Annotated in this window: 9 protein-coding genes; 5 read left to right on the top strand and 4 right to left on the bottom strand. The window is 51.7% G+C overall.

What is annotated here, in order from left to right; all coding sequences use genetic code 11:
- The first annotated feature begins 159 nt into the window (after window positions 1-159).
- Window positions 160-492: a DUF1904 domain-containing protein gene (locus tag ABD892_RS19000; protein ID WP_345197622.1), complete on the top strand. Its 333-nt coding sequence runs from the start codon at window positions 160-162 to the stop codon at window positions 490-492.
- A 46-nt stretch (window positions 493-538) separates the two neighbouring features.
- Here the strand turns inward: ABD892_RS19000 and ABD892_RS18995 are convergent, their stop codons facing one another.
- Entirely contained in the window at window positions 539-1,609 is a 1,071-nt protein-coding gene (locus tag ABD892_RS18995; RefSeq protein ID WP_345197621.1) for a PLP-dependent cysteine synthase family protein, read from the bottom strand.
- Between the two features lie 150 nt (window positions 1,610-1,759).
- Between ABD892_RS18995 and ABD892_RS18990 the strand changes: the two genes are divergently transcribed.
- Window positions 1,760-2,212: an Lrp/AsnC family transcriptional regulator gene (locus ABD892_RS18990; RefSeq protein ID WP_345197620.1), complete on the top strand. Its 453-nt coding sequence runs from the start codon at window positions 1,760-1,762 to the stop codon at window positions 2,210-2,212.
- A 9-nt stretch (window positions 2,213-2,221) separates the two neighbouring features.
- Here ABD892_RS18990 and ABD892_RS18985 read toward each other — a convergent pair whose 3' ends face one another.
- Window positions 2,222-3,502, bottom strand: a complete 1,281-nt coding sequence (locus ABD892_RS18985; protein ID WP_345197619.1) for an HlyD family type I secretion periplasmic adaptor subunit — start codon at window positions 3,500-3,502, stop codon at window positions 2,222-2,224.
- Complete coding sequence (locus tag ABD892_RS18980) at window positions 3,499-4,110, bottom strand: hypothetical protein (RefSeq protein WP_345197618.1); 612 nt, start codon at window positions 4,108-4,110, stop codon at window positions 3,499-3,501. Before ABD892_RS18980 ends, ABD892_RS18985 begins: the two co-directional genes overlap by 4 nt.
- Before the next feature lie 240 nt (window positions 4,111-4,350).
- Between ABD892_RS18980 and ABD892_RS18975 the strand changes: the two genes are divergently transcribed.
- From ABD892_RS18975 to ABD892_RS18965, 3 genes are all read left to right on the top strand, one after another.
- Window positions 4,351-5,616: a TolC family protein gene (locus tag ABD892_RS18975; protein WP_345197617.1), complete on the top strand. Its 1,266-nt coding sequence runs from the start codon at window positions 4,351-4,353 to the stop codon at window positions 5,614-5,616.
- Window positions 5,617-5,700: 84 nt separating this feature from the next.
- Complete coding sequence (locus tag ABD892_RS18970) at window positions 5,701-7,173, top strand: synaptonemal complex protein 1 (RefSeq protein ID WP_345197616.1); 1,473 nt, start codon at window positions 5,701-5,703, stop codon at window positions 7,171-7,173.
- A gap of 1 nt (window position 7,174) precedes the next feature.
- Window positions 7,175-8,176, top strand: a complete 1,002-nt coding sequence (locus ABD892_RS18965; protein ID WP_345197615.1) for a M23 family metallopeptidase — start codon at window positions 7,175-7,177, stop codon at window positions 8,174-8,176.
- On the opposite strand, the gene ABD892_RS18960 is transcribed toward ABD892_RS18965, so the two are convergent.
- Window positions 8,149-10,242 (bottom strand): peptidase domain-containing ABC transporter, encoded by a 2,094-nt coding sequence (locus ABD892_RS18960; RefSeq protein ID WP_345197614.1) that lies wholly within the window; start codon window positions 10,240-10,242, stop codon window positions 8,149-8,151. The two genes, ABD892_RS18965 and ABD892_RS18960, sit on opposite strands and share 28 nt — an antisense overlap.
- Window positions 10,243-10,278 lie beyond the last annotated feature (36 nt).

Here is a 10,278-nt window from a genome sequence, read left to right as displayed (position 1 = left end):
GTATTTTGCCTGAAGAGCACAGGGGACGCTCTCTTCATTCAATTTAGCCTTACTTCTTCAGATCGTTAAGCGGGAGTTAAGGCGGGAAAGTGCTAACAGGTAAACGCCTGCCATAATGGTATGCTGTCCGGTTCGTTATAGGTGACCAAGAGACATACCATGCCACATGTTAGAATCAGAGGCGTCCAGAAGAACCAGGTTATGATGATCAGCACGGAACTGGTCGATTCCCTGTCAGAACTGGTTGGCTGTCCCCGGGATCACTTCACCCTTGAGCATATCCCGTCCACATTCATCTTTGAGGGACAGGAAGATGCCGGTTATCCCTTTGTTGAAATGCACTGGTTTAACCGAGGACCAGAGGTACAGGACAAAGTCGCCGCCAGCCTGACTCAGATGATTCGCCAAGTGACCAGTGAAACCACCGATATCGCCATTATATTTCACCAGCTGATTGAGCAGGACTACTATGAGAATGGCGAGCACTTCTGAAACAGAAGTGCGTTTCAGTCAATACCCGCCTATAAGCGATGTCGTATCAAATGGATAAATTGCCCGTAATATCCAGTGTTTCCAGTGCCTTCTCCCAGGCGCTGGTATCACCAATATTGGCAGCCACCCATTCGGGGTTGTAGTAGGTATCCAGGTAGCGCTCTCCGGCATCACAGAGCAGGGTAACAATGGAACCCTGCTCCCCCCGTTCCTGCATGCCACTGGCAATTTTGAGTGCGCCAAACAGATTGGTACCGGTGCTCGCACCAGCCTTACGGCCAATGTTCTTTTCCAGCCAGTAGATCGTTGCAATAGCGGCGGCATCCGGAATCGTCATCATAGTATCCACCACTTCCGGAACAAATGACGGCTCCACTCTTGGACGACCAATGCCTTCTATACGGGATGACTTATCCAGTGTCAGCGAACAATCACCCGTCTTGAAATAGCCATGAAATACCGAGTGATCCGGATCTACGACACACAGTCGTGTATCCAGCTGGCGATAACGGATAAAGCGTCCGATCGTTGCTGAAGTACCACCAGTGCCTGCACTCATCACAACCCAGGAAGGTTCAGGGCAAGGCTCTTTTTCCATCTGGCTGAAAATGGAATTGGCAATATTGTTGTTCCCACGCCAGTCTGTGGCACGCTCAGCATAGGTGAACTGATCCATGTAATAACCGTTCAGTTCCGATGCCAGTTGTTCTGATTCTCGGTAAATGTCTGCAGGCTTATCTACCAGATAACACTGACCACCATAAAACTCGATCTGCTCGATTTTCTTTTTGGCAGTCGACTTCGGAATCACAGCAATAAAGGGCAGGCCTGTCAGCCGGGCGAAGTAGGCTTCGGAAATCGCCGTACTGCCGGATGACGCTTCAATGATGGGCATCCCCTTGCGGATTTTTCCGTTACATAATCCGTAAAGAAACAGTGAACGCGCCAGGCGATGCTTCAAGCTACCGGTGGGATGGGTACTCTCATCCTTCAGGTAAATATCAATGCCGGTCAGGCTCGGGATATTGAGTTTAATCAGATGTGTGTCAGCCGAACGCTGAAAGTCCGCCTCAATGGCACGGATTGACTGGTTGACCCATTCACGATTACTGACCATAAATTATCACTCTCCACACAGGCGACAACAGTAGTTTCTATTACTCATACTATCGTCAGGACGGGGGGAAAATATTGCAAAGTCGGCTGGTGATTTCAGTCAGTATGGAAAATAATTCTATACTATTCATCTTTAGTAGTATTATTTTTCATGGATAAAACCGACCGGAAAATACTTACACTCCTGCAGGAGGATGCCACCCTGCCACTGACGGAAATCGCTGAGCAGGTCAACCTCTCTCCCACCCCATGCTGGAAGCGTATCAAACGCTTGGAAAACAATGGCATTCTGACCCGCCGTGTTGCCTTGCTGGACCCTGCCAGAGTCAACCTCGGCGTTTCCGTTTTCGTACACATCAAAACCAGCGGCCATAACAGCAGCTGGCTGAGTGACTTTGCCCAAACCGTTGCCTCGTTCCCGGAAGTGGCCGAACTCTATCGTATGAGTGGGGAGTGGGATTACCTGTTGCGTGTGGTCGTCAGCGATATTCAGGCGTTCGATGTGTTCTACAAGAAGCTGATCGATTCCGTCGATGGTTTGAGCAATGTTACTTCCAGCTTTGCCATGGAACAGATCAAATACACCACGGCACTGCCACTGTGAGATACAGAATCAGGTGTCCGTTGCAGTAAAGCGGATGGATTCAGAGAGAGGACCTAGCAGGTAGCCAAGCAGCGTTCTTTTACCCGCAAGGATATTCAGCTCTACCGTCATGCCAGGAATCAGCTGACTGTTTTCATCGAAACCGGAGGTGTCGGTCTCAATCATGGCCTTATAGTAGTGCTGCGACGTCACTTCATGTTTATAGGTGTCTGCACTCACTTCCAGCACCTTCCCTTTCAGGGAGCCATAGGTGGTGTAATCATAAGCAGAGACCCGCACATTCACGGCCTGCCCCGGCCAGACTTTGGCCCGGTCGTGCGGTGCCACCATGGCTTCAACCATAAGCGGCACACCATCTGGCACGATTTCTGCCATCACGGCGCCCGGAGGCACCACTTCACCAATCGTATTGACGTGAAGGGTATGCAGGGTGCCGGTAACCGGGGCGGTGACTTTTTCACGGACTTCCCGCTCCCGGGATGATCGAATCTGCTCCTGAATCTGGGCAATTTCCAACCGGGTCTTGTTGTAATCGTGCTGGGCTTCTTCGCGGAAGTCTGTGATCAACTTGCTTTTCTTCAGACGCAGCTCTGACAACTTCGCTTCAATCACCGGAATCTGTTTCATTGACTGGTTGATACGGGTTTCGATCTTGAGCAGCGCCATCTTCTTTTCCAGCTGGTTCTGCACGGAACCGGCGCCCTGCCGCAGCAAGGTCGACAGAATATCCAGCTGTTTCTGCGCCACGGCCCGCTCATTGTTCATATCCTTGATGACCTGATTCAGCTCGGACAACTGTGCCTCTTCCTTGGTGATCTGCTGGCGGACAATAGAGATCTGTTCACTCAGCTTCTTTTTTCGTTTCTTATGCAGTTCCAGCTCATTGAAATAATATTCATCCTTCTCCGCGACCTGCTCAATAGAGGGTGACAAGGCCTCGCCTTTCATTTCCGCATACAGCCGCTGTGCCTTGGCAACCAGCCCGTTCAGCTGTTGTTTCCGAATACTGATATTTTCAGTCAGCGTGGGATTCATCACCGCAAACAGCAGCATATCCTTGGCGACCCGCTGGCCTTCCGTGACATGCAGGCCGGTCAGGATACCGCCTTCCAGATGCTCGACCACGCTGTTATTACTGAAGGTCGTGACCCGCCCGTCACTTTTGACGACCACATCAATCTCAACAATCGCCGCCCAGATCAGGAAAAAAAGAATAATGCCGGTAATGCAGAGCACGATGGAATAGCGGGACAGGAAGCGGTGATTCATCCGGCTTATCAACGGTTTCATGGCCATTCTTCCAGCACCTTGATGACAACTTCATTGCGTTGATCCTCAGGTCCGGAATCATCCAGCCGAACCTTGATATTCTCGGAGGGCAAGCCTTTATCCACCAGGATCTTTCGGATCTGGGTGATCCGGTTGAATGCCACCTCATAGGCCACCGTTTTCGCCACACCTTTATGGGTCAGGAGACTGATGATGAAGACAGGTTTTTCCTTGATTTCATCGTATTTTTCATCAATCCATGACTCAAAGTCCTTCTTGGCGTCTTCGGTCAGACGGGAACTGAAATCGTTATACTTGATGCGAATCAGCTTCTCTTTGACTTCTGCTTCAACCTGACTTTCCAGAATAACGTCTGTGGCTTCTGAAACGATTTCCCGTTCGATGTCGGCATCCACTGTGGCCTGCTGCCTCGATTCCAGAGCCTTCATCTTACCCGCCGCCTTTTTCTCGGTTTCCAGTACGGCTTTCGCGATATCGTAACCGGCCTGAACACTGAGCGCGGTTACAACCAGGATAAGTACAACGACAAGGAAGACGAAGACCAGCAATGTGGTCGACAGGGCATCTACGAATCCAGGCCAAGGGTTACTTTCAGGTTGTTTCGCCATTGTGCTCCACCGGCGGATCAGCAGGATGAAAACCGGCTACGACCCGGGAAACCGGCACGAGCTGTCAGCCACAACGTATTACATTGACAGGTCTAAGTATCTATCGCCAATCCCATAGGCTTCTTGAAATTTCTGTTCGCCTATATGTGCATCAACCTTTCTACAGTTCTGCGCCTACAAGCCGATGCAGCTTGAAAGCCTTCCCCATAAATAATTCAGACTCAGGCGGAACTAAATGGTATGAAGCTCAAATGTCTACTTGGGGGCTGTTCATTGTTGTTTCTGACCCCGGGCAATGCCTTGACGCTGACAGAAGCGGTCATCAAGGCGCTGGAATTTAATCCTACGGTGAAATCCCTTGAAGCTTCGGTCGATATGGGAGAGGCCCGGCTTGACCAGAGTTATGCTGACTATCAACCCAAGCTGTCCTACCAACTGGAACGTGGTCTGACCCGCAGTACCGATAAAGACTGGCGGGACAAGATCAAGTCATCCGTTATCCTCAGTCAGGTTGTCTACGATTTTGGCCGAATTTCCAACCAGGTGGATGCAAGGAAACACAAACTCAATGCCTCCCGCCAGACACTGAATGATGGCCGCGAGAAACTCGCCCTGCTAACCACCAAGACGTTCCTGGAAATCCTGAAACTGGAACAGGTCATCGGGCACGTGAGAGAAAACATCGCATTCTATAAACGCTTCCTGGGCATTCTTGAAACCCGGGAGGCCGCAGGTGCCTCAGGCAAATCCGACGTCCAGCGCCTGACCAGTCTGGGACAAACAGCCGAACTAGAACTGATCCAGTACAAGACAGACCTGACCTTCGCCCGCAAAACCTTCAAGAGCCTGACCGGGATTGAACCCGAAAACCTGATCATGCCCATGCTGGATGATCTGGTGATTGAACACACGCTGGATGAACTGGTGGAATTCGCCGTCACCCGGAGTTATCAGGTTCAGGCGATGCATGCCGCCATCGAATCAGCCAAAGAGGAAAGAGACAAGGCCCGTGCCGACCTCTATCCCACCTTCAAGATGAAACTGGAGGTTAACCGGGAAAACTCCCTGGACACGTCGGAAAAATGGAAAACCACCGAGGCCGGCACGATCACCATGAGTTACGACCTCTGGGATGGCTTCAAGACCCGCCGGAAAATTGACGAGACCAACGCCAAGGTCATGCTGGCCGATTACCGGATGCGTGAAGCCACACTGTCACTGGAGAAAAAAGTTCAGGAATCCTACAGCGCCATGATGAAGCTGCTGGACGAGAAAATGGTCAATGACGAGGCCCTGAAAACCAATCAGGAAATTGTCGACCTCTATTACAAGGAATTCGAACTGGGCGAAAAGACGCTTCTGGATATCACCACCGCACAGGGTGATTACCATAACAGCCGTGTTCAGAGCGCCGTCTTTCAGTTCGACTTTTATAAAAGCATTCTGGACATTCGTTTTTATATGAACGATGTCATCAGCACGATCAGGGATCTGGAAGACAGTTGATCGTGTGAATGTATACAGCAATAGAAGAAGACGCCGAGGCAACTCGGGCAAAGGAAATGCGGAAGCAAAAGGGTATACAGGGACATGTCTGAGCTGCATATTGCCAACCCCAAGAAAATCGTGGGGTTCATCCAGCGCATGGCGTTTGTCGTGGCAGCCACCATTGTGCTGGTCTATTTCACCAGGGACTTCTTTGGCCCGGCCTTCATGTCCAACGTGGCGCTGAACGGCACCATTCTGTTTGTTTTCCTGTTGGGTACCTTCTTATGCTTTCTTTACGTTTTCCACCTCCGGGATGACGTGCTGATCGTTTCGAGGCTGGATGAGATTCTCTTTGTCAGTCAGGACGATGAGGCACCGCCCCCCAAGCTCAAAATGCACCTGATGACGCCAACGATGACCCTTCTCAGAAATAATGTTGCATCCTTGGGTCTCATCAAACTCTCGGCACCGGCCACCAAGGCATTGATTGACTCTCTGCAGGACAGCCTGGATGAAAAGATCGCCTTCGTACGTTATTTCACCGATCTACTGGTCTTTATCGGACTACTCGGTACCTTTCTGGGGCTGACCATCACCATCGGCTCCATCGGCGGCATTCTCGCCGATCTGGCCAAAGGCCTGGGTGGCGATGTCGACATCATGGTGACACTGGTACAGCTGATCAAGGGTCTGGAAGGACCTCTTGGCGGTATGAGCACCGCCTTCGGTTCCTCACTGATGGGCTTGAGCACATCTCTGGTGCTCGGCATTCTCCTGCTCCATCTGAACAAAGCGAGCAGCTACTTCACCTCATCCATGGAAAACTGGCTGGCTCAGCATACGGTTGAGCACCTCGCCGGCAGTGGCGTCCCCGGTACTGGAGACAGTAAAACCAGTGCACCCCCTGCTGCCGACAGCGGCCAACTGGGACAGATCGCCGAGCAACTTCATACCATCTCCGGCATCCTGCAGAAAATCTCCGACAAAGGTTCTATCAGTGATGGACAGTGGCGCGAGCTGACTGACCTGATCAGTCACAACCATCAGGAGCTGTCTGAACAAACCACCCAAATGTCAGACACGGTGAAACAGGTTGGCAACCATATTGAAACCATGACGGAGTTGCAGTCCAGCCAGCTGACCCAGGCAGAACTGCAACTGAAAGAGGCAGAAAAACTGCGCCAGCTGTTCACAACCCAGACCAATGCCAGCGTTGAAGCCTTGGGCGCCGTCAAGGAAAGCAAGCACCGGTTGGTGCAGATTGTTACCGCCCTGCTGAATGAACAGAAAACCCTGCACAGAAGCCAGGTGAAAACCACGGAGCAGGTCACCGGGCTGAAAGACACACTCAAAGAAAAAGTGGTGACTTCCACCAAGGAACTCAAGGTGGTGTCTGATCAGGTCAAGGACTATTCCGGAAAAGTTGACGACTGTTCGGAACAGATAGAAGCGCTTTCTGAGAAATTAGAGACAGAAAGCCAATCAAACCAGGTTCGTCAATCACGGCTTGAAAAGATGTTCAAGGTGCTGACCAAGGCTGTCACCGACCTGAAGAGCAAGCTACAAGACCGCTAAGATGGCTCCATTGCGCTGGCGATTCATATTCTGCTTATTCAGTCTCCCTGCAACTACCAGCGCTGCGGAAACGCCGTCATTCATATTTCCCGTCGACTGTGACTATGACGTTGACTGTTTTATTCAGAATTATGTGGATAACGATCCTTCGCCTGCTCACCGTGATTATCAGTGCCACCACCAAACCTACAATGGTCATTCCGGTACGGATATCCGCCTGATTAACCTCCCGCAAATGGCATCCGGTGTCGCCGTCCTGGCTGCAGCAGAAGGTGAAGTCGTCGCCATAAGAGATGGTGTTGAGGATGTCTATCTCGATCCCGAAAAACGGGCTCAGATAGAAACTATCGGGCTGGGTAATGCAGTGATTCTGAAGCATCCCGACGGCTGGTTAACGCTGTATGGACACCTGAAAAAAGACAGCCTGAAAGTATCTAAAGGCGACTGGATTGAGCAGGGACAGATACTTGGCGATATAGGGCTGTCAGGCCTGACCGCATTCCCCCATGTACATTTTCAGGTAAAACACCAAGATCAGACGATTGACCCTTTCACCGGTACGTCCTTGAGCGAGAACTGCGGAAATACCGAAAACACGCTCTGGCATCCATCGCTTCTCGAACAACTCACTTACTTTCAAGGATCCTTGCTGGATCATGGCTTCAGTGATCAGCGTCCACCAGACTATCAGGCAATAGAATCCGGCACATTCAATCAGGGTGCGGCCAAGGAGAGTCCACACCTGTTTTTCTGGGTACGATTGATTGGCGTCAGCGCAGGTGATCAAGTCACGCTCCGCCTGATTAACCCAGATGGCCAACCACTCAAGCAGCACACCTTCCCCGCCCTGACTCGCAGCAAGGCACAGCAGTTCTATTACATCGGCATGAAAAACCCGGTTGACCAACCGGGTAACTGGCAGGGGCAAATAACGCTGGAACGGTCAGGCGTGCCTGTTATGGAAAAAACCTTTTCCTACATCGTAGAAGCGGCGGGTCGCTGAGTCAGCTCAGCCAGCACCCGGTTACGACTGCCATCGGCAATGATACGCCCCTCAGCCATTACAATAATGCGATCCACCAGCTGTAACAGGTTATGCCGATGGGTAATGAGGATCAGTGTCTGGTTTTCCTTCAGCATGTTGGGTAATCGCTGACAGAACAGGGTTTCACTGTAATTATCATAAGCGCTGGTCGGCTCATCCAGCATCAACAACCGCCCGTGTCGTAGCAATGCGCGGGCGAGGCACAGGGATTGTTTCTGCCCACCCGACAGATTGCTCCCACGCTCCTGGATCGGATGGCTGTAGCCCTTGGAACACTGCCGGACAAAGCCATCCAGACAGGCGGCGTGACAGGCTTCATCCAGTTGTTCGGTGGTCGCCGAACTTTTCCCGAGCATCAGGTTACTTTTGAGCGTTCCCCTGAATAACGAAGGTTTCTGGGGCGCCACTGCGCAATGGCTACGGTACTGATCCAGATTCAAGTGATTGAGATTGTGACCATCCACCAGGATATTGCCTTCTGTAGGCTCCGCCAGCCCCTGAATCAATCGCACAAGTGTGCTCTTGCCGGAACCGGACGCCCCCAGTATCGCCACCCGTTCCCCCGGTTTTATGGTGAAATTGATATCCCGCAATACTTCGGGCTCTGACGACGAAAAACGGTAGGAAACCTTATCGAATTCAATATGCCCCTTCAGCGTCGGAACATTGAGTTTGTCACTGCTGTCATCTTCACCGGTCAGTCCCAGCAGTTCATTGATCTCCTTAAGCGCCTTGATGGAAAAACTCAACCGGTTAACGGCCATCGCCAGGTTCATCAGTGGCGCAATAGCGCGGCTGCCGAGAATAATGCAGGCAAACAAAGTGCCCGGAGAAATATTGCCGTTGTGTATCTGGAACACACCCAGCACCAGCATACCGATCACCACACACTGGGTCGCACTGGTCACCAACGTATTCAACAATACATTGGATTGTTTGCTCGACAACGATGCACCGGCAGAGTTGGTGACCAGGGATCGCCAGCGAGCCAGTGCCTTGCGGCGGGCTCCGAGTGTTTTGATGGCTTCCAGCTCTGAGCTGATTTCATACAAATAGGCGGTCTTGGCGTTGTTGGCCTGGGTCAGCTGGCTGGCATGGCGACGTGTCCGTCGATAGCTGTAGATCGTGACCGGTATCAGGCAGAGCGCTATCCCCAGGGGGATCAGCGCCATTACCCCGGCAATCAAGGCAATCACAAGGGTAAACAGAATAAAAAACGGAACATCCAGCAACGACAGCAGGACGGTTCCGGACAGGAACTCTTTCACCCGGGCAAAGTTTTCTACGGCATGGGTAATCCGTCCGGGCGAGTCGGGTAATGCGCTTTGTTTCAGTTGAATCAGGCGTGCCAGGATGAATTGCTCACTGCGCTTTTCAATGATCCGGCAGGCATCATCAACAAAATAGCTGCGCAGCCAGCGCAGGATGAAATCGAACACCACCACACCCACCATGCCAATACTGAGCGTAAGCAGGGTATCCGTGGCAAAGGTCGGGATCAGCTTGTCAAAGACCATGTTGGTAAACAGAGGCAGTGCCAGGGTCAGCAGATTAACCATTACCGTTGCCAGCAATACCTGTGCATAGTGTGGCCAGAGTTCGGTCATCTGTGATCGAAACCAGGCCGGCATGAGGGAACGGTTTTTCTGCTGCTCTGCGCTACCTTCCTGAAACCGGTAAATCACCCCTGAATACACCGCGTCCAGACGTTCCAGCGGCATCCAGATGCCCTTGTTATGCCTTCCCGAGGCGACAAAGCATTCACCCTCACGAAAATCTGTGATGATCATAAAGTGCTTTTTCTTCAACTGGACAATGCAGGGCAGGTCGTCTTCAGAGAGGTCAATCAGCTTTCTGCGGCTTTTCACTGCGCTGAGGCCACAGTATCTGGCAGCCCGCTCCAGCGAACGCAGATCAAAATCCTGCCCCTCCCGGGTCAGTGCGTCGATATCTTCCTTGACCACATCCGCCCCGAGATAATGGCAGATGGCGAGGAAACTCTCTTTCAGTGTGAATTTGAGCATAACAGGCGCTGCAATCCGTTGTCTGTGCGCCCTCTG

This window comes from Kistimonas scapharcae (assembly GCF_039540975.1).
In the GTDB taxonomy this organism is placed as follows: Bacteria; Pseudomonadota; Gammaproteobacteria; order Pseudomonadales; family Endozoicomonadaceae; genus Kistimonas; species Kistimonas scapharcae.
This window is presented reverse-complemented; position numbering and strand designations above follow the sequence as displayed.